The organism is Proteus sp. fly-1008, from assembly GCF_040140305.1.
Classification (GTDB): domain Bacteria; phylum Pseudomonadota; class Gammaproteobacteria; order Enterobacterales; family Enterobacteriaceae; genus Proteus; species Proteus vulgaris_B.
Genome location: NZ_JBEEWH010000012.1, coordinates 1 through 25796 on the forward strand (window position 1 = coordinate 1; position 25796 = coordinate 25796).

At 37.0% G+C, this 25796-nt stretch carries 24 protein-coding genes and 1 tRNA gene; 12 read left to right on the forward strand and 13 right to left on the reverse strand.

Going from position 1 to position 25796, the window contains the following annotated elements; genetic code table 11:
- The 4 genes from ABN256_RS16275 to ABN256_RS16290 form a co-directional block, all read right to left on the reverse strand.
- Positions 1–122, reverse strand: a 122-nt coding sequence (locus ABN256_RS16275) for a DNA polymerase III subunit theta (protein ID WP_349439787.1), incomplete at its 3' end; no start/stop codon positions are given.
- Positions 123–311: 189 nt separating this feature from the next.
- Positions 312–388: transfer RNA gene (locus ABN256_RS16280), tRNA-Pro, on the reverse strand.
- An 85-nt stretch (positions 389–473) separates the two neighbouring features.
- Positions 474–2210 (reverse strand): LPS biosynthesis-modulating metalloenzyme YejM, encoded by a 1737-nt coding sequence (gene yejM, locus ABN256_RS16285; protein WP_349439749.1) that lies wholly within the window; start codon positions 2208–2210, stop codon positions 474–476.
- Between the two features lie 26 nt (positions 2211–2236).
- Positions 2237–2464: a YejL family protein gene (locus ABN256_RS16290; RefSeq protein WP_004247042.1), complete on the reverse strand. Its 228-nt coding sequence runs from the start codon at positions 2462–2464 to the stop codon at positions 2237–2239.
- A 155-nt stretch (positions 2465–2619) separates the two neighbouring features.
- Here ABN256_RS16290 and yejK point away from each other — a divergent pair, with 155 nt between their 5' ends.
- A complete protein-coding gene (gene yejK, locus ABN256_RS16295; protein ID WP_109408876.1) occupies positions 2620–3624 on the forward strand; it encodes a nucleoid-associated protein YejK in 1005 nt (334 codons plus the stop codon).
- 83 nt (positions 3625–3707) lie between these two features.
- Here yejK and rplY read toward each other — a convergent pair whose 3' ends face one another.
- Complete coding sequence (gene rplY, locus ABN256_RS16300) at positions 3708–3992, reverse strand: 50S ribosomal protein L25 (protein ID WP_006537318.1); 285 nt, start codon at positions 3990–3992, stop codon at positions 3708–3710.
- A 144-nt stretch (positions 3993–4136) separates the two neighbouring features.
- Positions 4137–5900 (reverse strand): DNA repair helicase RadD, encoded by a 1764-nt coding sequence (gene radD, locus ABN256_RS16305; RefSeq protein WP_340896010.1) that lies wholly within the window; start codon positions 5898–5900, stop codon positions 4137–4139.
- Positions 5901–6093: 193 nt separating this feature from the next.
- On the opposite strand from radD, the gene rsuA reads away from it, so the two are divergent.
- From rsuA to ABN256_RS16320, 3 genes are all read left to right on the forward strand, one after another.
- Positions 6094–6798, forward strand: a complete 705-nt coding sequence (gene rsuA / locus ABN256_RS16310) for a 16S rRNA pseudouridine(516) synthase RsuA (protein ID WP_164526138.1) — start codon at positions 6094–6096, stop codon at positions 6796–6798.
- A gap of 37 nt (positions 6799–6835) precedes the next feature.
- Entirely contained in the window at positions 6836–8020 is a 1185-nt protein-coding gene (locus ABN256_RS16315) for a Bcr/CflA family multidrug efflux MFS transporter (RefSeq protein ID WP_231619316.1), read from the forward strand.
- A gap of 521 nt (positions 8021–8541) precedes the next feature.
- Positions 8542–8889 carry a YejG family protein gene (locus tag ABN256_RS16320; protein WP_072069943.1) on the forward strand — a complete coding sequence of 116 codons (348 nt, stop codon included), beginning with the start codon at positions 8542–8544 and terminating at the stop codon, positions 8887–8889.
- 125 nt (positions 8890–9014) lie between these two features.
- Here ABN256_RS16320 and mepS read toward each other — a convergent pair whose 3' ends face one another.
- Positions 9015–9629: a bifunctional murein DD-endopeptidase/murein LD-carboxypeptidase gene (gene mepS, locus ABN256_RS16325; RefSeq protein ID WP_072069942.1), complete on the reverse strand. Its 615-nt coding sequence runs from the start codon at positions 9627–9629 to the stop codon at positions 9015–9017.
- 364 nt (positions 9630–9993) lie between these two features.
- Positions 9994–10701 carry a phosphatase PAP2 family protein gene (locus tag ABN256_RS16330; protein WP_349439751.1) on the reverse strand — a complete coding sequence of 236 codons (708 nt, stop codon included), beginning with the start codon at positions 10699–10701 and terminating at the stop codon, positions 9994–9996.
- 346 nt (positions 10702–11047) lie between these two features.
- Between ABN256_RS16330 and ABN256_RS16335 the strand changes: the two genes are divergently transcribed.
- Both ABN256_RS16335 and ABN256_RS16340 read left to right on the forward strand, forming a co-directional pair.
- Entirely contained in the window at positions 11048–11359 is a 312-nt protein-coding gene (locus ABN256_RS16335; protein ID WP_349439753.1) for a YmdA family protein, read from the forward strand.
- Between the two features lie 266 nt (positions 11360–11625).
- Positions 11626–11955 carry a YmdA family protein gene (locus tag ABN256_RS16340; protein ID WP_349439754.1) on the forward strand — a complete coding sequence of 110 codons (330 nt, stop codon included), beginning with the start codon at positions 11626–11628 and terminating at the stop codon, positions 11953–11955.
- A gap of 141 nt (positions 11956–12096) precedes the next feature.
- On the opposite strand, the gene yeiP is transcribed toward ABN256_RS16340, so the two are convergent.
- From yeiP to ABN256_RS16355, 3 genes are all read right to left on the reverse strand, one after another.
- Positions 12097–12669, reverse strand: coding sequence for an elongation factor P-like protein YeiP (yeiP, locus tag ABN256_RS16345; RefSeq protein ID WP_072069938.1), 573 nt, complete (start codon positions 12667–12669; stop codon positions 12097–12099).
- A gap of 141 nt (positions 12670–12810) precedes the next feature.
- Positions 12811–14052 carry a tryptophan permease gene (gene mtr, locus ABN256_RS16350; protein WP_349439755.1) on the reverse strand — a complete coding sequence of 414 codons (1242 nt, stop codon included), beginning with the start codon at positions 14050–14052 and terminating at the stop codon, positions 12811–12813.
- 290 nt (positions 14053–14342) lie between these two features.
- Positions 14343–14759, reverse strand: coding sequence for a nucleotide triphosphate diphosphatase NUDT15 (locus ABN256_RS16355; RefSeq protein WP_072069936.1), 417 nt, complete (start codon positions 14757–14759; stop codon positions 14343–14345).
- 186 nt (positions 14760–14945) lie between these two features.
- Between ABN256_RS16355 and fruK the strand changes: the two genes are divergently transcribed.
- Positions 14946–15884: a 1-phosphofructokinase gene (fruK, locus tag ABN256_RS16360; RefSeq protein ID WP_196553288.1), complete on the forward strand. Its 939-nt coding sequence runs from the start codon at positions 14946–14948 to the stop codon at positions 15882–15884.
- 46 nt (positions 15885–15930) lie between these two features.
- Here fruK and nfo read toward each other — a convergent pair whose 3' ends face one another.
- Together nfo and ABN256_RS16370 are read right to left on the reverse strand one after the other, a co-directional pair.
- The gene (nfo, locus tag ABN256_RS16365) at positions 15931–16773 is read right to left on the reverse strand and encodes a deoxyribonuclease IV (RefSeq protein ID WP_115351016.1); all 843 of its coding nucleotides are present in this window, start codon (positions 16771–16773) and stop codon (positions 15931–15933) included.
- Between the two features lie 168 nt (positions 16774–16941).
- Positions 16942–18036 carry a YeiH family protein gene (locus tag ABN256_RS16370; RefSeq protein WP_197269359.1) on the reverse strand — a complete coding sequence of 365 codons (1095 nt, stop codon included), beginning with the start codon at positions 18034–18036 and terminating at the stop codon, positions 16942–16944.
- Between the two features lie 184 nt (positions 18037–18220).
- Here ABN256_RS16370 and yieE point away from each other — a divergent pair, with 184 nt between their 5' ends.
- The 5 genes from yieE to ABN256_RS16395 all read left to right on the forward strand — a co-directional run bounded on the left by yieE (position 18221) and on the right by ABN256_RS16395 (position 25269).
- A complete protein-coding gene (gene yieE / locus ABN256_RS16375; protein WP_072069932.1) occupies positions 18221–19114 on the forward strand; it encodes a DNA-binding transcriptional regulator YeiE in 894 nt (297 codons plus the stop codon).
- 118 nt (positions 19115–19232) lie between these two features.
- Positions 19233–20723 (forward strand): amino acid permease, encoded by a 1491-nt coding sequence (locus tag ABN256_RS16380; protein WP_072069931.1) that lies wholly within the window; start codon positions 19233–19235, stop codon positions 20721–20723.
- Positions 20724–21289: 566 nt separating this feature from the next.
- On the forward strand, positions 21290–22297 hold the full coding sequence (locus ABN256_RS16385) for a FecCD family ABC transporter permease (RefSeq protein ID WP_419775814.1): 1008 nt from the start codon (positions 21290–21292) through the stop codon (positions 22295–22297).
- Entirely contained in the window at positions 22297–23079 is a 783-nt protein-coding gene (locus ABN256_RS16390; RefSeq protein WP_349439756.1) for an ABC transporter ATP-binding protein, read from the forward strand. The genes ABN256_RS16385 and ABN256_RS16390 overlap by 1 nt, the downstream gene beginning before the upstream one ends.
- A 171-nt stretch (positions 23080–23250) precedes the next feature.
- Positions 23251–25269, forward strand: a complete 2019-nt coding sequence (locus ABN256_RS16395; protein ID WP_072069928.1) for a ligand-gated channel protein — start codon at positions 23251–23253, stop codon at positions 25267–25269.
- Positions 25270–25796: the final 527 nt, after the last annotated feature.

Genomic DNA, 25796 nt, shown 5'->3' on the forward strand with positions numbered 1-25796 from the left:
CGTTCAACTTCGGACGCAACAACTGGCATATTGAGTCGTTCTTTATATGCGACACCACTTGCGGATAAATCGACATTAATCTTGTCTTTTTCTTCTTGGTGGAGTTCAGCGAGGTTTTTCATTTGATAAGCTCTATTAATGAATTTGAGGGAGATTATAGCATAGGAATATGACAAGAATTGAGCTTTAACTCTGGTAAATCTGATGGGGGTTTTACCAGAGTTTTACCAGAGTTTTACCAGAGTTTTACCAGTGGCAAATTTCAGACATAAAAAAACCAACCATAAGCGGTTGGTTTTCTTAAATATTGTTGGTCGGCATGATAGGATTTGAACCTACGACCCCCGACACCCCATGACGGTGCGCTACCAGGCTGCGCTACATGCCGTTTGTGCCCTGTATATTACTGTTTTTAGCTACTAAAGCAACCCTTTGCTAATTAAGTGACGTAATTTTATACATCACTAAATGTGTTAGCGTTCAATAAAACGTTTTTGTTCGGCAAGAACTTGTAGTAATAATTTTAAGTCAGGTTTTGCAGAGCTAATTTCTTTTCCTGATTTATCAAATAAAGCATATCGGCCATGTTTATCTATCAACAAAGTATTGTCTTGTAAAAAGACCACAAATGCTTCGTCATCACCAGTAAAAATCCATGGATGATTACGAGTGCTTGCAAATAAATCTTCACCTTGTGAATAGTTATCCGCAGGGCTAATCACACGTAAAACATGTTGCATTAAGGTTGTCATGATATCTTGATGACTAGTCATTTTATCAATCAACTGTGGTTTCATGTTTGGCCAGTGGATCATTAGAGGCACTTGTGATTGGCTTAAGTTAAAGGTGGTTTTATCAGAAAGCCATCGGTTATTTTGTTGTTTATCACCGTCTTGATGATAGCTAGAAGTGACAACCACAACGGTATTATCGAGTACTTTGGTTTCTTGCAATGTATTAAAAACGCGCTCTAATTGCTGATTTAATGTCATACGTTGAGACGTTTTATTGGTGTGACCATTAATTTGTAAGAAAGAGAACCAAGGTGTTGTTTGGTTATTTTTTATTAGCCAATTGCGCCAGCTATCAATGGTGGCATCGTTATTACCACTGCGTGATGTTGGAATAGAGAAATCTGATAGCAACGCTTGTTTAAACAATGGTGTTTGAAAGCCATATGTTGAGAACATTGCTAATTGATAGTTTCGATAACTTAAGGCATCAAATAGTGCAGAGTTTTTTCTGCTACTCAATACACTATCTAAATAAGAAGGTGAGATCCCATAAAATAAACCAAACAACGCCGTATCATTATCAATACCCGATGAATAATGATGGGTAAAATTGAGATTATTTTGTGCAAATTCTTGCAAGCTTGGTAATTCAGGAACTTCTTCATTACCTAATCCATCAACAACGATGACTAATAGATTATAAGAATATGTTTCTTTTGAGTAAATCAATGGTGCAAGAGGGTAGGCAATACCTTGTGCGGCTGGGTTACCTTCACTGATCACTCGTTGTTCATACTCTGATTGGTTAATAAAACCATGGCGCTCCAAGAACTTACGTGCAGTCATCGGGTAGGATAATGGTAAATTGGCGCGTTGCATTGTAATCGGGCGATAAAAATTAGCATCAGCCCAAATTGACATAGAGTGAGATAAGACAAAACAAGTAATAAAAATACCCGCTAATGGTTTACCCCATCGCTGACGGTTTAAACTGCGTAATTTTTGCCAACTCCATGTTGCAAAAAGCATCTCAACAAGAAAGATAATAGGAATGCCAATAAAAATAAGTTGCCATTCTCGAGCCATTTCACCTTCATCTGGATTAATGACTAGATCCCAAACAAGTTGAGTCAGATGAAGCTGAAATTGCTGGTAAACAGCCATATCAAAGATAAGGATAGTGAGTCCCGCACTGGCAAGAGCACAAGAGATCACCCTAAGTAGCCGTTGAGATACGACTATAAAGGTAAGTGGAAAAAGAACAAGAATATAGATAGCAAAAACAATAAAACTAAAGTGTCCCATCCAACTTACAATTGCGTAAAAACGACCCGCAAAAGTTGCAGGCCAATCTGAAATAAACAGGTAACGGCTTCCAAACAATAAGCTTAGAATAATATTAAATAGCGCAAACCAGTGACCCCAACTGATCATTTGGGATACTTTTTCACGATAGGACTGAGGTCTCGTTACCATGTCTATAAATAATTTTTCTATGTTTATTAGTGAATATTGCCTTCATCAATTGAAGCACGCAATGCGTGAACAAAAGAATCAGCAATCAGCATCCGTTGAGCAGGGGCAATACTTGTATTAATTAAGTTTGTCACCATGTTTCCCAACACCATCAAAGAAAGATCTGTAGGAGTATGATGTTTTTCAAGAACGCTGACAAGTTCTGCTAATAACTGCTCAACTTGTTCATCACTATAACGGGATTTTTGTGGCATAAAATCAGAATTCCTACTAAATGAATAAAACGCTATATATTACCGTATTACTGGGCCTTTTTCCGCTATTAAATTAATTAATTTTCCCTTGATACTGAAAGTGGGGAGTGTTTGAATACGCGCATGAGAAAGTGAAGGAATAAAAGAGGACGACCATGAGTCTAGATATTAGTCAGTTAGTCTTACATCAGCTTATCAAGCGAGATGAGCAGACATTAGAAGTTGTGTTACGCGATTCAGTATTAGAGATTGAACCTGTTGTTCAGGAAATGATTGAAGAGTTGCATCGTGTCTACAGTGCAAAAAATAAAGCTTATGGTCTGTTTAATGAAGAAAGTGAATTAGCGCAAGCATTACGTTTGCAGCGCAAAGGTGAAGAAAACTTTTTAGGCTTTTCGCGTGCCGCCACAGTGAGATTAAAAGATGAATTAGCAAAATACCCCTTTGCAGAAGGGGGAACGGTTCTCTTTTGTCATTATCGTTATTTAGCGGTGGATTATCTTCTAATTGCAGTATTGAGTAGCTGCAATAGTATGTGGGTGAATGACAGTCTTGATGTTTCATCAACACGCTATCTAGATATTCCTCATGCAGATATTATTGCTCGTATTGATTTAACTGAATGGGAAACGGCTCCAGATTCTCTGCGCTATTTAACTTTCTTAAAAGGTCGAGTAGGACGCAAAGTCTCTGACTTTTTTATGGACTTTTTAGGTGCTCAAGAAGGTTTAAACGCTAAAGTTCAAAATAAAGGTTTATTACAAGCGGTTGATGACTTTTGTGAAGCTTCTGAAATGGACAAGCAAGCACGTCAGACTTGTCGTGAACAAGTATATAGTTACTGTAATGAGCAATTACAATCTGGTGAAGAAATTGCCTTAACTGAGCTTGCTGAGGAATTACCATCTTTGGGTGATCAAAACTTTGTTCAATTTACCGAAGAGAAGGGCTATGAATTAGCTGATACTTTTCCGGCTGATCGCAGTACTTTACGCCAATTGATGAAATATTCTGGTAGTGGCGGTGGATTAACCGTTAATTTTGATGCGAAATTATTGGGTGAAAGAATATTCTGGGATCCAGCAACAGATACACTCACGATCAAGGGTACTCCACCTAATTTACGTGATCAATTACAGCGTAGAGCATCAGAAAAATAATAATCTAGTAGAAACAAATAACGCCACATTAAGTGGCGTTACATGCTCGGCGTCCCGAAAAATAAAGCTCGAAGGGTGGCTTATTAAGCGCGCAGGAAGTCAATATGAGTAATTTTTGGCTTATACTCGTGACGTTGCACTGCTTTAACTTTAACTTTAGTTTCTTTACCATCGATTACCAGGTTAACGAAATCAGAATAGAATTCAGATTTGTGTTCTTGGTTGATCACTTCGTTGTGATCTAAATCGATAGCGATTGGCTCTTCATTTCCGCCATAAACGATAGCAGGAAAACGGTTAGCCACACGCAGGCGGCGGCTCGCACCCTTACCCTGCTCTTTACGTACAGTTGCATTAATAGTTAACATCTTTTTTCTCTTATAAAAAAGAAAGAAAATACATACTTGTTACAGGCGACCCAGCAACAAGCTCGAGATTTGGTTTATCTAAAAATAGATAAAGCGGGGCGCATTTTAACGAAAAAGTCCACTAACAGCAAATATAAATCCAGATTAATATAAGGTATCTGCTTTTCGATAGCGTCCTGTATAGTCAAAAATCTTATTTCTTATCTTCCAAAAATGTTCTTTTTTACCTTTATGGGCGACAATAAAATCAGGATGGCGTAATAAATCGAACTGCTTAATGATATCGTTAGCATTATGCCAAACAAAAGGAACAGCGGGTGCTCGTTGGTGTTCACGTAGAAATTTCAACTCAAAAACTTTACGTTGTGCTGGGGTGGTTAAGCGAAAACGCTCTGATACAGAAGTGCCTTCTTCATCGTAATAATTGATGTCTAACCATTCTCCTTTAACATCATTCCCTGATTGAAATTGCATGCCACCACAGCGCAAAACAAGCGCTCCTTTTAGCTTTAATGCGGCTTTAAGCATATCATCAGGATCAACTAATATTTCATCACAGTGAACACAACGACGCGCGGCAATATCATTTTCTTCATTACAATAAGGGCATAATTTAAAGCGGAAGCGGAATTCACATTGCTGTTTTTGCCCATGTTCATTTAGTTCCCAGCCTTGGCAACGCCGTCCATAATGTTCAATGATATCGCCATCAGCATCTATTATTCCCCAAAAAGTATTAGCAAATTGGCAAACAGGACAGAATACTTGTACGGGTTTGCTATTAGGGTTGGGTTTTTTGGTGCCAACTTCAGGAAGATAAAGATCATGAGGATTACCCGCATAGTCCAATATCAGACATTCGGTTTTTCCTGCAAATAATCTTAATCCTCGTCCTACAATTTGTTGATATAAGCTGACTGATTCTGTAGGGCGCAAAATAGCAATTAAATCAACATGAGGTGCATCAAAGCCTGTTGTTAGCACGGCTACATTGACCATATAGCGTAACTGTTGCTGTTTAAAACGAGAAATCAGCGTATCTCGTTCATGAGAAGGCGTATCTGCACTCACTAATGCCGCTTCATCTTGGGGCAAAAGAGAAAGAATTTCCTTTGCATGTTCAACGGTGGCTGCAAATATCATGACGCCACGGCAGTTTTCTGCATATTCAATAATCTGTGAAACAATGTGGGGAGTAATACGTTTTTGTCTTTTTATTTCACGATTAAGATCTTCTTCATTAAATATTCCATTTTGACTTGTTCGGACTTGGCTAAAGTCATATTGCAAAATGGGCATATCTAATCGAGTTGGAGGGACTAGAAAATGATTGCTTATCATATAACGCAATGGTAATTCATAAATACAATCACGGAAAAAACACTCTTCAGTACCTCTAATCATACCGTGATAATGATATTGATAAATCCAACCTGTAGGCAAACGATAAGGTGTTGCAGTTAATCCTAAGATCCGTAATTTGGGATTAATGGATTGTAATTGTTTAATAACTTGTTGATATTGGCTATCTTTAGATAAACTAATACGATGGCATTCATCGATTATAAGAAGCGAGAACGTATCATTAAATTGCGATAAATTACGTGCAACAGATTGCACGCTACCAAAAACAACTTTTCCACTACTCTCTTTTTGTTGTAAGCCTGCGGCATAAATATCCGCAGATAGACCATAAGCTTCATATTTGTTATGGTTCTGCTCGACTAATTCTTTTACGTGTGCCAAGACTAAGACACGTCCTCGCGCTCTTTTAGCAAGTTCAGCGATAACTAAACTTTTTCCTGCACCAGTGGGTAAGACTATCACCGCGGGTGTGTTGTGTTGACGAAAATAAGAGATTGTCGCGTTAACGGCGTCAAGTTGATAAGGTCTGAGTGTAAATGCCATAACTCTACATAAGAAATCAAACAGGGCGTCAGCGTAGCATTTTTTTATAGGTAGCGCGAATAAGGTAAGTGCTGCTTGATAAGTAAAGGATGTAATAGTTTATTTATAAATTAATTAGTTGTTTTATTGTTAATATTCATTTTTAATAGATACCTCATATCAGATGGTATTCATCCATTTTTCAGAGAAATTCATGCGATTAGATAAATTTTTATCCCAGCAATTGGGGATTAGCCGTAGCTTGATACTTCGTGAGTTAAGAGCTGGGCTTGTAACAATTGATGGTGAAATGGTGAAAAGCGGCTCGACCAAAATAGCACCAGAACAAGAAGTGGCTTATAACGGTAATGTGTTAACTCAAATTTTAGGGCCCCGTTATTTTATGTTGAATAAGCCCATTGGCTACGTGTGTTCAACAGATGATCCAGTTAATCCAACTATCCTTTATTTTATTGATGAGCCTCTGGCATATAAATTACATGCTGCTGGGCGTTTAGATATTGATACAACGGGGCTTGTATTATTGACTGATAATGGTCAATGGTCACATCGTATTACAGCGCCAAAACATCATTGTGAAAAAACATATCATGTCATATTGGAAGAGCCGATTGCTGAAGGTGTCGCTGAAAAATTCCAAAAAGGTGTGCAGCTGAATGGTGAAAAAGATCTGACTAAACCCGCCAAATTAGAAATTATTACACCTACAGAAGTGAAACTCACAATTAGTGAAGGCAAATATCATCAAGTAAAACGTATGTTTGCAGCTGTGGGTAATCATGTCAGCGCATTACATCGTGAGCGTATTGGGGATATTACATTAGATGAAACTTTAGCTGAGGGCGAATATCGTCCATTAACAGAAGAAGAGATCAACAGCATTCACTTACCTCAATAATTATTATCTGTCCTGTCGTTTTTGGGAGTTTATTTGCGTGCAACAGCAACGTTCGTCGTACCTTAGTCTCATTTTAATATTGGGACTCATTTCCATGCTTATGCCATTGGCCATAGATATGTATTTGCCAAGCTTACCTACTATCGCGCAAGATTTTGGTGTGCCTAGTGGTAAAGTGCAAATGACATTAAGTATCTATATTTTTGGTTTTGCTATTGGGCAACTAGTTTATGGTCCTATGGCGGATAGTTTGGGACGTAAGCCTGTCATTTTGGGCGGTGTGATTGTTTTTGCTTTTGCCTCTAGTGCATGTGCATTATCTGAATCTATTGATATGCTAATTGGTATGCGTTTTCTCCATGGCTTTGCGGCAGCTGCTGCGAGTGTGGTTATTAATGCATTAATGAGAGATATGTTCTCTAGAGATGATTTCTCTAGAAGTATGTCTTTCGTTGCATTAGTGATGACGATTGCGCCTTTATTAGCACCATTACTAGGTGCTTGGGTGATGAATTGGTTTTCATGGCATGCTATTTTTTGGAGTATTGCGATAGCCGCTGTGATTGCAGGTGCATTAATTGCATTTTATATTCCTGAAACCTTACCCAAAGAGCGTCGCCAGCGCTTTAGCTTAAGAGTAACATTTAGCCAATTTATTAGTTTATTTAGAACTCGTCGTGTTCTTTGTTATATTCTGGCATCAGGTTTTTCTTTTGCCGGCATGTTCTCATTTTTGAGTGCAGGGCCTTTTGTTTATATAGAATTACACGGTATCCCATTCGATCAATTTGGCTTGTACTTTGGTTTTAATATTATCTTTTTGATTATCATGACAAGCATAAATGGGCGATATGTTCGTCGATTTGGTGCGTTGAAGATGTTGCGTTTAGGGCTAACTATTCAATGTATTATGGGGATCTTTTTACTATTAGTTGTTGCCCTTAATTTACATTTCTATTATCTCGTTGTGGGAGTAGCGATGTATGTTGGTGGTATTGCAATGATCACATCAAACGCTATGGCTGTTATTCTTGATGATTATCCTCATATGGCAGGGACGGTTTCTTCTTTGGCAGGAACTGTGCGTTTTGGTGTTGGGGCTTTAGTTGGAACGGCTATTGCTATGTTTCCAGCAAAATCAGAATGGCCAATGGTAAGTGCTATGGCTTTTTGTGTGCTATTTGCTATGGGCTTTATTTTACTTGCACGTCGTTACAAATAAGAATATCACGCTATAAATAAGAGATATTTATAGCGTGCTTCTCCTTTTTCTCCTTTATTCCCACTGAATAAGCCACATTTTCCTCTGCTGTACTTTATGAATCGTTTCAAATTAGTATGCTTTTTTGATTTGAATCAATACTCAATGTTGTTGTTTTGTTAAATTAAGTGAAATTTATTTTAATAATCATCTATTATTGTTTTGTTGGTATGAAGCATAGTGATAAAAATTGATGAATTGTTTTACTTGAATGCGTAATATTTTATACAATTATTTTATATGGTTGATAAAATGTTAAAAAAATGAAAGAATAATTGAAGAGATTAATCATCGTAGAAATGAATACGTACAAACGCTAAGCTAAATAAATGGTTTGATACGTCTCTTCGCTTTTATTGTAAAATAATTGTAATAATTATGTTTTATGATTAGCAAGGTTTTAATATGACGTGTGAGCAAGTCAGTTCAAACTCGTATTGATGATGTATTAAATTAACGTGTTGATGAAACAGGATTGATTTGTGGATAATGTACAACTTTCGGTAGTTCATAAGCTGCCGCTGAGTTATCGGTGGCTAGCAGGCTTTGCAGGTACAAGAGTAGAGATACTGCCTGAAAATGATGCTGGAAAGCAAAATACACTGATTGGCTTAAAATTATTAAGTCATGATGGTATGACACTGGATGAAGCAATACAGAATTTGCGTCAGTATCTGAGTAATCTCCATATTGATAGTGTTGTGATCGAGTGGGATGGCGTGCCATGCCTTTTCTTATGTAGTGATGATGAATGTGCTGCGTTATGTTGCTTGAAGAATGCAGGTGTTGCTATTGCTGAGCCCTTTCCAACGGCGTACTCTTATTTATAACACTACCTATCGTTATAAAACTAACGTGATGATTGTGTGATTTACAAAATGATTAAAGAACACAAAAAAGCCTCATTTATTTGATAATGAGGCTTTTTATTTGCAATAAGATATAAGGGAATTAGTTATCTTAATACACTTTTTGAAAAGTTGTTCTCAGCAAGGGTTGCATCATTATTTTCTATAACACGTCTTGCCGCGTAAAAACGTTTATTCCAGTAGACATTAGACATTTCTGACACCGTCACCCCATTGCTGGTGGATGCGTGTACAAATTTATCATTTCCTATATAAATACCAACATGGCGCATAGTACGGCCTGTCTTAAATAGAACTAAATCACCTGCTTGTAATTTTGATTTGTTAACCTGAGTACCTGAGAATTGTTGGTCTGAGGTTGAGCGAGGTAGTTCTACACCGAATTGGTCAAGGAAGGTTCTTTGTACAAAGGCAGAGCAGTCGATGCCTTTTTTAGTATCTCCACCTAAGCGATAAGCGACGCCTTTCCAGTCTGCATATTGGTCAAGTATCTTAGATTTTATATCGAGATTCTTCACCAATGATTCAAATTCATCTTGAGATGCTTGGGAAATAGAAGTGCTTGATGATGTATTAAGTGGGGTAGTGCTTGAATTCGCTAAGCGTGAATTTGCGTTCTGTGAGCTACAGGCCGATAGCGTAGCTACAACAATGAACGCCGGTATGAGCTTAAGCATTCTCATATACGGTTTTGTTCTCATTGTGACAGATTTCCCTTACATCCTTACGTGCAGAAGTGCACCTGAATTATTCACCAAATAACCAGAGAATATAGTGTAATTTAACTCTGGCAACCCTATTTCGCGAAAAACGTGCTCTAAAGCACGTAAATATCCACATTAAACAATAAATAATGAGGAAACCAGAAAAGTGTACAGAAAGAGGCGTTAAATGGCGAGAGAAAAGAGGTTTAATTTACAAAACATTAGATAATAAAGTGCTAATACTTAAAATAGATCTCATTTGTCATCATAATATCATTCAAATGTCAAAAAATGACCAAAAGAATAAGTGCCATTATGTTTGCACTTATTCTTTTTTAATTAATCTGAGGTATTTTTTCTTTTATTTTTTAAAAGGAAGATATTTTTCTAATTGTCTGACAATAACATCTGATAATGGTGTGATTAATAACCAACTTGTTGTGATTAAAGTTAAAGAAATAGAACCAACTAATATATCAGAAGCCCAATGTGCGCCAGCCATTACTCGCGGTAATGCGAACACAACGGTAATAAGCAGTGCCCATAAGAAAGCGCGGAATGAAAGATAACGTAATATAAAGCTACAAAAGATAAGTAACATTAAGCCATGATCGCCAGGAAAGCTGTCACCAGAGGCATCTTTTGTTGGAATGCCAGTCACAACTCCCACTCTATGTGCATCTTGAAAATAAAGTGTTGGGCTGGGTCTTTCTATTGGAATATTTTGTCCAATTTGATTAATCAGTACAGCGCTGATTACCATCACTAATCCTACAATTATAAGATGGCGTTTACCTTTATAATCTTTTTGACGAAAAGTATTGTAATAAAGTACGCCCATAGCTAACAAAATGACTAAATCAAATTTTCTATTATTAACGTAAGCAACAAAAGTCGCGAAAAAAGTATCAGGCAAAATATGTTGATTAAAATAATAAAAAATATGAGTGTCTATTGATAGCCAAAATCCATGTTGTGCTGGAAGATACCAAGAGAGGAAAATAATGATACTCACAAGGTTAAGTAGAAAAATAGCGAGAGCTTTTTGGTGAAAATTAGAAAGTTTCATAATAATTAAATAACAAATTTCACATGTTTTTGGTGATCTAGATCACAATAAATTTAAGTTTGATTATAGGACTATAGTCAAAATAAAAAAATATATCTTTGCAATTTATTGCTTGGATAAATGTTACCTATTTATTTCATTTTTGTTATCCCCATTCGTTCTCACTTAACTTAAATTTATAGTGTTTTTTTTGGGTAGTCTTAATTTGAGCATTCTATAATTTTTTTCTATTCTTTTATTAAAGATAAAAATTAAATAAATAAAGTAACAAGCCGATATTAGTTATGACTTTAATAACATATTGGCTTGTCAGATTTCTACGCACAATAATCAGAGGAGATCAGTTTTGAAGAAGCTTTATATTGCAGCCATGTGCTTACCTTTATTATTAAGTGCACCTTCTTTTGGTAAGGAAAATAAAGTTATAGGCTCCGGAACAATCACTTTTGTTGGTGCGATTGTTGAAGGTAATTGTTTAATGGATACAGATAAAAACACTTTTAAAACAAGGTGTTGGAATGGAAGTAAAATGCAGGAATCTCAATATCAGTTAGAAAGTAATAAACAATTTAGCTCGAAATTGATTAACAACAAAGGTTCTATGGATATTAAGTGGATTAATGACAATTTAGCTATAATGAATATTGTTTATAATTAATTACACGAGAATAGAATAATAACAATAATTGTATTTATTAAATAAAATTTTAATGATTTTATAAAACAGTTATTAAAGTTACAAATATTTGACTTAAGTTTGATCAACGTTGATTTCTTATTTATAAATACCGAACAATTATATTTGATAGACATCAAATATTCTTCTTATGTCTATATGAATGTCATATTTTATTGCTATGATGAAAATATGTCGGGTGGGTGTGATCCTCATACCTACTAGCGCAAACAAGAAGTGAGGTCGTTATGAGAAAATATCTGACCGTAGTATGCAGTCTTCTCGTTTCCAGTTCGATATCATTAGTTTGGGCATCTGATCCCATTCAAACAACAGGGCAGATTTATCTGCGGGGTGCGATTGTTGATCCTGCATGTGAAATGAATTTCACTTTAGATAAAGCTGAATATCAGTGTTACAAACACAACAAAGTGTTTACATCTACTCAATCCATTGTTCCTGCTTCTTTTGATAAATCCCAACAAATAATAATTTTGCCTCAAGATATGGGCAAAGCTGAGATCCGTTGGATGGATAATACGCAAAAAAATGGTGTTATTGACGTTCAATACTTTTAAAGCATCAATGGGTTGTAGAGAAAAGTAACCAAGATAAACAAGTCAAATAATCGTTTGTCACATTGGGTTTCTTACGATTATCTGACCTATTTAGAGCAACATTAGCAATACGCTAATGAGTAGATGTTTTGACCATTAATTTTAGTCAGCTCGTCCCATATAGCGACGTTCAGCAATATGGATACGCACTTTATCGCCAGTAGAAAGGTACTCAGGGACCTGAATAACTAATCCTGTAGGTAATGTTGCTGGTTTAGTACGCGCACTTGCTGACGCACCTTTAATACCTGGAACAGTTTCAACAATTTCCATATCAACAGTTTGTGGCAGTTCTAATGCTAAAACCTGACCATCCATTGTTAATACTTGCATTCCCGCTAAGCCTTCCTCAGGAATAAACAGTAATTCGTCTTCGATTTGATCTTTTTTGAAGGTATAAGGAGTGTAATCTTCGTTGTCCATAAAGATATACTCATCACCATCAATGTAAGAAAAGCTAACAGCACGACGAGTTAAGTTGATGGTATCAACCATATCATCGCCTTTAAAACGCTCTTCTACTTTTTGGCCTGTACGGATATCGGTAAAACGCATTTTATACAGAGTACTTGCGCCTCGAGCACTGGGTGCTTGAATGTCGATATCTTTTACCAGTAATAATTTGTTGTTATAACTAACAGCCATACCACGTTTAATTTCATTGGCTTTTGCCATATAAAACCTTCCATTAAATAACATTGACGATAATGGCGACAAAATTACTCGCAGTGCAGAAACTTGGCAAGTTATTCACGCAATTTTTTATAAGATTTGATGAAAAAATAAAGCCAGCAATGCTGGCTTTTAGTGAAGTGATTAGCGGTAGATAGGAAGAAGATTAAAGTTTGCTAAAATATGTGCACTAGCATTGATGATGCCGAATAAAATAACAAATCCAATCATAAACATACCACCTGGAGCTTTAAAGCTCTGACCTTGATGACGTTGGCGACTGGCCTTTGCCATTAAGGCTGGAATAATTGCTGCCCAAATAGTTGCTGCGAGTCCTGCAAATCCAATAGCATATAAGAAACCATCAGGAAAAATAATGGCCAAAATAGTCGGTGGTATAAACGTCACTAGAGCAGATTTAAATCGACCACTTCCTGTATTGGAAAATTTAAAGAAGTCCGCTAAGTAATCGAATAATCCTAATGAAACTCCTAAGAATGAGCTTGCTAATGCCATATAAGAGAACAAATCTAGTAACAATGATACAGTAGCATTGGCCGTTGTTGAACGCATTTGTGCTAGTAAATTACCAATATTCCCACCATCAGCAATGACTTGCTTGAATCCTTCACGAGGAATATTACCTTGTACAACAAACTGCCATAAAATATAAATTGCTAGTGAAATCAGTGTACCAATCAACAAGCTTTTCATGACGGCTTTGCCATCTTTACGGTAATACGTTACTAAGCCTGGGATATTGCCATGATAACCAAATGAGGTCAGTAAGTAAGGGAGTGCGGCTAAAGCATAGGGTAAATAACTCGCATTACTTTCATTTGTATTAAACAACACAGGCATTTTTACTTCTGTAAATAATCCACCAATGGCTAATACAAAGGCAATTACCATCCCGCCAATTAAAATGGTGCTTAATCTATCCACTGCACGTGTTGATAACCAAACAAAGAAAGCAACAATTAATGCAAAGACTAAACCTGCAATAGCTTGTGGTACGCTGACCACCTCTGCAAAGTTCTGCACAATAATGGAGCTACCCGCAGAAATATAAGCGTAAGTTAAAATATAAAGAACAAACGCAATCGATAGTCCATTAATAGTACTCCAGCCTTTTCCTAATAAGTCTTTGGTAATGGTATGAAAGCTTGAGCCTAAAGGATAATGAAGGTTCACTTCTAAGATCATTAACCCAGACATAAATAAACAAAACCAAGTGTAGATCAAAAGAAAAATAGAACCGGTAAACCAGACACCGGAAGTCACAATAGGGATGGAAAACATGCCAGCACCGACAGCGGTGCCTGCAATGATCATTGCGCCACCAAGTATGGATGGACGCTTTGTTATTGATGTGACTTCTGACATAAGATGTCCTTATTAAATTGACTCAATGTACTAGCTTGATAGTGTAAAGAATACACGTTTGTATTCAGAGTGTAAATAGAGGTTATTGTGCTTTATAAAAGAAAAAAGTGAATAAAAATAATACAGTAGAAGGAGGCGATCATATAAATCAATAGATTAGTGTAAGCATTATCAGAAATGATAAAGAAATCGAGAATTAAATAAGTAGTTTTTTAGGCAAGATCAAACGTTGAAAACATTATTCTGAACAAAAAACATTCAGAATAATGAAGGTGATAGATGGGTTCCAATTAGCTTTGGTAAAACTGTTTATTTTTCCATAATGCAATGGAGTTACGGCTGGCTTCAAAATGAGGTTCAGGTAAATCATTCGGTGAACACCAGCGGATCTCAGAACATTTGTCTGGCTCCATTAATTTAGGCTCATCGCCTTGGTATTGTGCAATCATGCAAATAGAAACAGTGTGTTTACCTTCTAATTGGTAAGTTTCTAAATTATTACTAATGCCAATTACTTTAGGTGATGTAATAGCTATGCCGATTTCTTCTTTTATTTCGCGAATGGCGCATTGTTCAAAGGTTTCGCCATCATCGACATGACCACCAAAAATTGACCAATAAGGTGCGTGAGTTCCACAGCGTTTTCCTAATAATACTTCACCTTTTTCATTTACAATAATCACGCCAACACCGACCACGACTGACATTCTAGGCTCCTTATTTTTTATATAGTTATTGATAACGGATAGATAAGTCATTTTTTATGAGCATTATTGTCCTTGGAGAAGAGTGAGAGTCAAGAAGAACCGATGCAATTTCACTGAACTTAAGGTTAATTAGTGCTATATATAGCCCCTAAATATTCATAATAAAAACGATTGGAGAGTAAAGGCATGAGTCGCCGTGTCGCTACGATCACTTTAAACCCTGCCTATGATCTTGTTGGTGCTTGCTCCGCGATTGACGTAGGTGGTGTTAATTTAGTCCGAACAGCTGGGCTTAATCCCGCGGGGAAAGGTAATAATGTCGCGAAAGTCTTACGTGATTTAGGGGTAGATATTACTGTCAGCGGATTTATGGGGCGCGAGAATCAAGAAGAGTTTCAGCATTTTTTTAGTGAAAATGGAATGGCTAACCGCTTTTATTTGGTATCTGGCCGTACACGTATTAATGTGAAATTGACTGAGGGAAAAGGGCAGGTTACTGATTTTAATTTTTCAGGGTTTACGGTATCACCACAAGATTGGCAGCGCTTTGCAACAGACTCACTTAATTGGCTGGGGCATTTTGATATGGTGGTTGTTAGTGGCAGCCTACCTAATGGTGTTGACCCTGAAGCCTTTACACGGTGGATGATTAAATTAAGGCAGTTGTGTCCTTGTATTATTTTTGATAGTAGTCGTGATGCACTAGTGGCAGGGTTAAAAGCCGCACCTTGGTTAATAAAACCAAACCATCGGGAGTTAGAAGCCTGGGTTGGACATTCACTGACTGAAATGACAGATGTTATTAAAGTAGCGCATCAATTGAGGGATAAAGGCATTGCACATGTTGTTATTTCATTAGGTGAAAGGGGAGCATTATGGGTAAATGCTTCTGGTGCTTGGCTAGCTAAACCACCGCATTGTGATGTAGTAAGCACTGTGGGAGCTGGTGATTCAATGGTTGCGGGATTAGTTTACGGTTTATTAATGAGCCAAACTAGCGAACATACGCTACGTTTAGCAACGGCCATTTCTGCGTTATCTGTGAGTCAGCCTGATGTAGGAATTAAAGATAGAAGCCAACTTGCTCAGATGATGACTAAAATTGAGTTAATACCAATAAAATAATGCTATTTGCGGTTTATTTTGGGATAAACCGCAAAGAATACCAAATTTAGGCTTGTTGTGATTTTAACCAAGCGATTTCATCAGGCCAAATATCGGGGTTAATAGTTTCTAAAATTAGTGGAATACCGTCAAAACGTGCATCTTGCATAATATAACTGAAAGGAACTTTGCCAATATTACCTTCACCTAAGCTATGGTGACGGTCAACTCGACTTGCTAATTCACTTTTAGCGTCGTTTAAGTGCATCGCTTTTAAGTATTGGAAGCCGACTATTTTTTCAAACTCAGCAAAGGTTTTTTCACACTCTTCACGGGTTCTTAGATCATAACCAGCAGCGAAGGTGTGACAAGTATCAATACAAACGCCAACGCGAGATTTATCTTCAACACCATCAATAATCGCCGCAAGATGTTCGAAACGGTAACCCAAATTAGTACCTTGGCCAGCTGTATTTTCAATAACAGCGGTAACATTTTTTGTTTTTTCTAAAGTGATGTTAATTGACTGAGCTATTTTTTGTAAGCATTTATCAACATCAATTTTATTTAAGTGGCTACCAGGATGAAAATTAAGTAGTTCAATGCCAAGTTGTTCGCAACGTTGCATTTCATCTAAAAAAGCGTCTCTCGATTTTTCAAGCGCTTCTTCTTCAGGATGGCCTAAATTAATTAGATAACTGTCATGGGGTAAAATTTGAGAAGGGCCATAACCATAAAGTTCACAGTTCTTTTTAAATTTATCAATGACTTCTGTGGATAATGGAGCGGCTTTCCACTGGCGCTGGTTTTTAGTAAAAAGAGCAAACGCAGTAGCTTTGATTTCATGTGCGCGTAATACCGCCTGATCGACGCCACCAGCAGCACTGACATGTGCGCCAACAAATTTCATTACTTCTCTCCTTAGATTTATTTCACACCACGATAACAAACATACAAGCGTATAACATCATATTGAGATAATAAAAGCAAAAAAGCGCAACTAAAAAGTTGCGCAATAATAAAAAATACTTCTCAAGGCGAAAATTTAAGGGGAGGGTAATTTTTATCGATATTCCTATTAAGACATCAGCACATTTTGAATAAAGATATTAATTATCGCACCACCAAGGGTTAACCAGAAAAATAAGAATAAAGCTAACAATAATGGTTTGATACCGGCTTGTCGGATAGCGCTAATATGCGTTGTTAAACCTAATGCCACCATTGCCATTGCTAATAAAATGGTATCGATAGTCACAATGTAACTAACAATAGACGCTGGAATTAAATTTAAAGAATTGAAACCAGCCATTAAAATAAAGAATACGGCGAACCAAGGAATAGTGATTGGACTTTTTTCAGTAGTTTGTGCGTCATTGTTTGCCTTACTTTTCTTTTTACTTAAATAAGTTGAAAGAATAATTAAGAATGGTGCCAGCATCATTACGCGGATCATTTTACTAATAACTGCTGCATTTTCAGCGTCAGGGCTAATTGAGTGTCCTACGGCAACGACTTGAGCCACTTCATGAATTGTTGAACCTGAAAAAATACCAAAAGTTTCTTCTGTAAATGGTAACCAGCCTGCAAATGCATTTAAATGATAGAACCAAGGATAAAGAAAAATACCAATAGTCCCAAAAATCACAACCGTAGACACCGCAACCGCTACTTGGCTTGCTTGTGCTTTGACAACCGGCTCTGTTGCCATAACAGCCGCCGCACCACAAATACTACTACCAGCACCAATTAAAATCACCGTTTGTTCATCTAGCCCAAAATATTTTCGACCGATCCACATTGCAATAAGAAAAGTCGATGTCAGCATAATTGCATCTATAATTAAACCGGTTGCACCCACATCAGCAATTTGCTGAAACGTTAGTCTGAAACCATACAAAATAATACCTGTGCGTAATAAATAGTGTTTGGCGAATTTGACACCTTCATCACTATAGGGTTTTGCAACAGGATAAAGCGTATTACCAATAATAATACCGAATAAGATCGCCAGCGTTAATGCACCTAAACCCATGTTAGAAAACCAAGGGATGTCACCAATATAAATAGCAAGCGCAGTTAATACGCCTGTTAATAATAAACCAGGGAGCCAGCGATAAATTGGAGTAACACATTTTTTCGCCAATGTAATAGGTTGACTTTGCTCTGACATAGAAAAACCTTGCTTATATGAATTTTGCATAAGCATATAACAACCAATCTTATTTATTAAACTCATTATTTTTATAATAATAACCAGTAAAATTAATATAGGTGTATTTTCTTAAATGTGCTTGGTATGTTACTGGTTTGTGGATAGTATGTTATTACAATGACGGCTCAAAGGTGGAATGGACATGCGAATTACGTTGCGGCAACTGGAAGTCTTTACTGAAGTTCTTAAAAGTGGTTCTACAACGCAAGCATCACAACAGCTTGCTCTATCTCAATCTGCTGTCAGTGCTTCTTTAACTGATCTAGAAAGCCAATTAGGAGTACAGCTTTTTGATAGGGTGGGAAAACGTCTTGTTACGAATGAACATGGTCGATTACTTTATCCCAGAGCATTATCTTTACTTGAACGTGCAATCGAAATTGAACAACTATTTCAGGCTGGAAATGGTGCTTTACGTATTGCTGCTAGTACCACAATAGGTAATTACATTCTTCCAAAAATGCTGGGTAATTTTCATCGTAATTACCCTGATATTCCATTAGAAATGAGCATTGGGAATACAGAAGAAGTCGTTAAGCTCGTGAGTGAGTTTCGGGTTGATTTAGGATTAATTGAAGGTGCTTGTCAAAGTTCTGAGTTAATTAGCCAAAAATGGCTTCTAGATGAAATGGTTATTTTTTGCTCACCAGATCATCCCTTAGCTAAAGCAACAAAAGTGACTTTAGCTGATTTACAATCAGCACCTTGGATCTTACGAGAGAATGGTTCAGGAACTCGAGATGTTCTTAATCATCTTCTTTTTGCTTCTTTGCCAGGCTATCGCATTGAAATGGAATTAGGTAATTCAGAAGCGATAAAACACGCAGTTATGTATGAAATGGGTATCAGTTGTTTATCTCGTCGAGTTATTGAGGAACAGATTAATAACGGCTCATTAAAAGAGATAAAAGTAGAAGGGTTGGCATTACAACGTACCCTATATCTGGTGTATCACCGCCAAAAACATGTCTCTGATGCACTGAAAAAACTGCTGACATATTGTAATGCTGAACACTTAATCAGCAATTTTTCATAAATTGCTAATAATTGACGCCCGATTATGAAGGTATCTTATAATCATGGATCCTTGCTATTCACGAACGACAGATTTGCTACAATCCTCGTCAGAAAAGTGAATATAAAAGTGGAATGTTATGTCAGAACAACAAAAAAGTACTGCTAAGTCGGGCGCAGTACAGCAGACTTTGCGCCGAGAATTAAAGGCGCGGCATTTAGCGATGATCGCTATTGGTGGTTCAATTGGTACAGGGCTTTTTGTCGCATCAGGGGCTACGGTTGCTCAAGCTGGGCCTGGTGGGGCATTACTCTCTTATGCTTTAATTGGGCTGATGGTCTATTTTCTAATGACAAGCCTTGGTGAGTTAGCCGCATTTATGCCCGTATCCGGCTCTTTCTCAACTTACGGTTCTAAGTATGTAGAAGAAGGCTTTGGTTTCGCATTAGGTTGGAACTATTGGTACAACTGGGCAGTTACCATTGCAGTTGACCTTGTTGCTGCACAATTAGTCATGCTCTATTGGTTCCCTGATGTTGATGGTTGGATCTGGAGTGCTCTATTCCTTGGCGTTATATTCTTGCTTAACTATATCTCTGTAAAAGGATTTGGTGAGGCTGAATATTGGTTCTCTTTGATCAAAGTTTCCACCGTGATTATCTTTATTGTTGTAGGTATTGCGATGATCACTGGCATTATGAAAGGAGCTGAAAACGCAGGTTGGCATAATTGGGAAATTGGTGATGCACCTTTTGCGGGTGGATTTGCAGCCATGATTGGTGTCGCTATGATTGTTGGTTTCTCATTCCAAGGTACAGAGTTAATTGGTATCGCGGCGGGAGAATCTAAAGATCCGGCTAAAAACATTCCAAAGGCTGTGCGTAAAGTTTTCTGGCGTATTTTGCTGTTTTATATCTTTGCTATTTTAATCATTAGCTTAATTATTCCTTATACTGATCCAAGTTTATTACGTAATGATGTTGGCGATATCAGCGTTAGCCCATTCACGTTAGTCTTTAAAAATGCAGGATTATTGTCTGCTGCTGCAATTATGAATGCCGTAATTTTAACGGCGGTTCTTTCTGCGGGTAACTCAGGTATGTATGCCTCAACTCGGATGCTATTTACACTAGCAAGAGAAGGCAAAGCGCCAAAATGCTTTGGTAAATTGTCTAAAAATGGTGTGCCACGTAACGCACTTTATGCAACAACCGTTGTTGCAGGTCTGTGCTTCTTAAGCTCAATGTATGGAAACCAAACTGTCTACTTATGGTTATTAAACACCTCAGGAATGACAGGATTTATTGCATGGTTAGGCATTGCAATTAGTCATTATCGTTTCCGTAAAGGTTATGTAGCACAAGGGCGTGATTTAAATGATTTACCTTATCGCTCGGGTTTCTTCCCAATTGGTCCAATTTTTGCCTTTGTACTGTGTTTAATTATTACATTAGGTCAAAATTACCAAGCATTTTTGGAAGATACAATTGATTGGTATGGTGCTATTGCAACGTATATTGGTATCCCATTATTCTTGTTAATCTGGTTTACTTATAAAATTGTGAAGAAAACCCGTTTTATTCGTTATAACGAAATGGAATTTCCAACACATATTGCGAATAAAAAATAACCGATAATTCAATATATTAAAACGCCTGTTTTGTGATTTGGTTCACATTAAAACAGGCGTTTTTTTATTTTTCAATTTAATCATTATAGAAAATATACAAAATCTTCAATTATATTGGCAATCGCATTGATAATTATTATTATTTGCTTTATTGTTAGCGCGTGATTTATTGGCTGATAAATAAAATAGCGGCGCTATTGATTGTAAATAATATGCTTAATGTAATAAGTCTGATCATTGTTAGTCCTTCTATTGCTCATTACAGCAGAACTGTCACTCAGCATAGTATAATAAATTACATAACGAATATGTTTCACCGTATAATGATTTGGCGACTCATTTCTTTGTTAGATAAATAGTCCCTGATTGATAATTTGCTCCATGCAATAAAAAGCATTTGATGAGTTGTACGGTATGCTTTTTCCAACGTAAAACACAGGTAAAAAGCAGAAGAACGTAAAAAAAGACTAGGTACAACAATTGATATGAGCATTATGCCAGAGCGACTTACCACAGAAGAACAAGCAAAAAGTACATCAGATAATGTAAAGGTACATTATCGAAAAATGATGAATAAACGCATGTTATGGTTAGGAGTAATTGTTTTAATTATTTGTGGTTCGGTGGTGTTAGATTTCACCATGGGACCTTCAGGTTTATCACTGGATAAATTATTAACAACACTTTTTCAGCCTGAGCTTGTTGATGCAGGTTCAAGAGTAATTGTATGGGATATTCGCTTACCCTATGCCTTAATGGCAGTGGTGGTCGGCATGTCGCTAGGGTTAGCGGGTGCAGAAATGCAGACCATTTTAAATAACCCTTTAGCAAGCCCATTTACATTAGGTTTATCAAATGCGGCATCATTTGGTGCGGCATTAGCCATTGTGCTTGGTATTGGTATTCCTGGCATTCCTGATCAATGGTTTATTTCAGCCAATGCATTTCTTTTTGCATTGTTATCAGCCTTGTTATTGGATGGAATTACACGTTGGACTCGTGTTCCGACATCAGGTGTTGTGCTTTTTGGTATTGCCATGGTGTTTACTTTCAACGCATTGGTTTCAATGATGCAATTTATTGCGACAGAAGATACTCTTCAAGGACTTGTTTTCTGGACAATGGGAAGTTTAGCGCGTGCAACATGGATAAAACTTGGGGTTATGGCTGGGGCTTTCGCTGTCATTATGGTGATTTCATGGCTAAGTTCATGGAAACTAACCGCATTACGATTAGGTGAAGACAGGGCGATTAGCTTTGGTATTGATGTAAAACGCTTAAGATTAGGCTCATTACTGCGGATCAGTATTTTAACGGCACTGGCGGTTGCTTTTGTTGGACCAATTGCTTTTATTGGGTTAGTTGCACCTCATATTGCCCGTATGATGTTTGGTGAAGATCATCGTTTCTATTTACCAGCAAGCGCATTAATCGGTGCTTTAGTTTTATCATTGGCGTCGATTGCATCTAAAAATTTAATACCTGGTGTTATTATTCCTGTTGGTATTGTGACATCGCTGGTGGGTGTGCCATTTTTCCTCAGCATGATTTTACGTCATAGAGGGAATATCTAATGATTGAAGGATTAAAAATTCAAGATTTTAGCGCTGGTTATGCTAAACATCTCATCATTAAGGCACTTGATGTTGAGCCATTACCTAAAGGAAAGGTCACTGTACTATTGGGGCCAAATGGGAGTGGAAAATCAACATTATTAAGAGCATTGGCTGGATTAAATAAATCATCAGGTGTTATCAGTTTAGATGGGAACGATCTGGCGTCGATGAATTTTGCACAACGTGCCCAAAATGTCGTCTATTTGCCACAAACATTACCAGCAGGTGTTCATTTACATGTTTTAGAATCCATTATTGTGGCGCAGCGTGCTTCTGGTGGATTAAATAATGAACATAGTGAAGCTCAGGTAATGCACTTATTACGTCAATTAAGTATTGAGCATTTAGCGTTACGTTATTTAGATGAATTGTCAGGTGGTCAAAAACAATTAGTTGGGCTTGCACAATCATTGATTAGACAACCCTCTTTATTATTATTGGACGAGCCATTAAGCGCATTAGATCTTAATTACCAATATCATGTAATGGATTTAGTCGCTAAAGAAACACACCGTAGAAATATTATTACTGTCGTTGTTGTCCACGATATTAATATAGCCTTACGACATGGTGAACATATATTAATGTTAAAGCAAGGGCAGTTAATGGCGCAAGGTGCACCAGATAAAGTTATTACAGCACAAAGCCTTGCTGATGTTTATGGCGTTCAAGGTCGATTGGAATATTGTTCACAAGGAATACCTCAAATTATTATTGATGGTTTAGTGGATAAATTATAGAGAAGTAAAAAAGAAAAAAGTAAATATAGGGATGCAGTAAATAGGGATATAAAAATAATATTAAAATAACTAAGGGTAACTAAATTTTATTTGTTACCTTAATTTCTGAGCAATTGTCGATCTGTCCATCTATATAAAATGTAAAGAATATATATTCTTGGAGAATCGGGAATGGTAGTGTTAAATAAAAATAAAATCGCGCTTGGCGTTGTTGCTGCTATTGCATCAAGTTTTGTAATGACTGCAACAGCTGAAAATGTAGAAAAACTACTTGTTACAACTGCTTCTGGGTTTAAACAAACGGTTGAAGATGCGCCTGCGTCAGTTTCTGTTGTTACACGTGAACAATTAGAAACTAAGTCTTATCGTGACGTGACTGATGCGCTAAAAGACGTTCCTGGCGTATTAGTAACAGGTGGTGGAAGTAGTTCTGATATTAGTATTCGTGGTATGGATGCAAAATATACCATGATCTTGGTTGATGGTAAGCGTGTTGCATCGCGTGAGACGCGTCCTAATAGTGATAACTCGGGTATTGAACAAGGCTGGTTACCGCCTTTACCTGCCATTGAACGCATTGAAGTTGTACGTGGCCCAATGTCTTCTTTATATGGTTCTGATGCAATGGGTGGGGTTATCAATATTATTACCCGTAAAGCGCAAAAAGAGTGGAACTTTAGTTTACGTGCAGACAGCACTATCACAGAGCGTAAAGATTCAGGTAACACTAATCAAGGCAGTTTTTATGCGGGTGGTCCACTAATTGATAATGTGTTGGGCTTGAAAATTCAAGGTCAATATTCACATCGTAGTGAAGACAAAATTGTGAATGGCTATAACCGTCAGATCACAGCAACAGGTGGTGGTACTTTAAGTTGGACGCCTGATGAGCAGAACACGATTGATTTTGAATTTAAAAAAGATAATCAACATCGTGACTCTCGCGTGTGGCATTCTAAATCAGGAGCACCTAGTCGAGGAAAAGCCCCTGAAAGTAGTTTTACCGACTATGAACTGACACATTATGCACTTACTCATGATGGTGTTTATGACTTTGGTACGATGAATACTTATGTTCAGCGTGATGAAAGCCGTAATCCATCCCGTAAAATGGATTATGACGACACAACAGTACGTAATCAGACAGTTTTAATGTTCGGTGATCATACCTTAAGTGTTGGTGCCCAGTATCGTTATGAAGAATTAAAAGATGAAGGGAATAAACTTAAAGGTAGCAATAAATTAGACCGTTATAGTTGGGCACTATTTGCTGAAGATGAATGGGCGATGACCAATGATTTCGCTTTAACGGGCGGTTTGCGTATGGATAAAGATGAAAACTTTGGTACACACTGGACACCTCGTGTTTACGGAGTCTGGCATCTTGCTGACGAGTGGACATTAAAAGGTGGGGTATCTACCGGTTATCGTTCACCTGATTTACGTCAAGCAACAGCATCATGGGGACAAGGTACGGGTGGTGGTAACTATGATGCGGTTATTTATGGTAATCCAAGCTTAAAACCTGAAAAATCAGTTACCGAAGAAATCTCGATTATTTGGGATAACCGTGAAAACCTGACAGCAAGTTTTGGTCTGTTCAATACCGACTTTAAAGATAAGATCATGGAAGAGCGTCGTTGTGATAGCCGTACCAATAAAGACGGCTCTAAAATGACGGATCTACGTGATTGTACATTAGCAGATGGTGTCGGAAATAGTGGCGGCCCTTATGACTTTGTAAGCGATAGAACGAATGTAGATAAAGCTAATATGCGTGGTATTGAAGCCACCTTTAACTGGACAATATCACCAGAGTGGAATTTAGCGGCTAACTATACTTTTACAGATACTGAACAAAAAAGTGGTGATTTCAAAGGTAAGCCATTAAATAAACAGCCACGTCATATGGCTAATGCAACTTTAAACTGGGAAACAACGCCAGAAATGGAAACATGGGCGCGTATTAACTTCCGTGGTAAAACCTCTGATTACTTATCACGCACCTCTATGTCACATGGTACGCCTTCTTATGCATTTGTTGATATTGGTACCAGCTATAGCTTAACCAAGCAATTAAATGTGATTGGTGGTGTTTACAATGTGTTAGATCGTCGTATTGACCAAGAACATTTTAATACTACATTAGAAGGTCGTCGTTACAATATTGGTCTGAACTATAACTTCTAATTAATTACCCCTCAGTTTGTGTCATTAAGACTCCACTTGTGGAGTCTTTTTTTATCTCTTATTTTCTTTTATTTGCTCAGAATTAATACTGGAAAGTTTAAATGTTGAGGTCTATATTTAGCTCAATAAATTATCTTATCAATCGCTTTATTCTGACTATCATATTGTTATTTCTACGTATTATTTATCATTTTGTTCTTAATTTGTTTACTGACATTTTTATTATGCGAAATAAACCTATAAAAAATAGGTGTTTTTTATTAAAAAACGTTTTATTTAAAAAATGGAAATGAATTTTAACAAAATCATATCATTAGTTTTATTAATGTATTTTAAATGCTTTATTTTGATGATTTGATATTGATGGTAAATTTAAATTCGCTTTTAGTCTTATTTATCAATTGGTTGTAGGTGTGTTTTTTTTATGGTTATTCTATTTTTTTAAATGTTTGCATTTCAATATTTGTGATAAAAGCACGAACATTGTTAATTAAATGTGGCGTTATATGTTGACTTAGTTTGCGAAT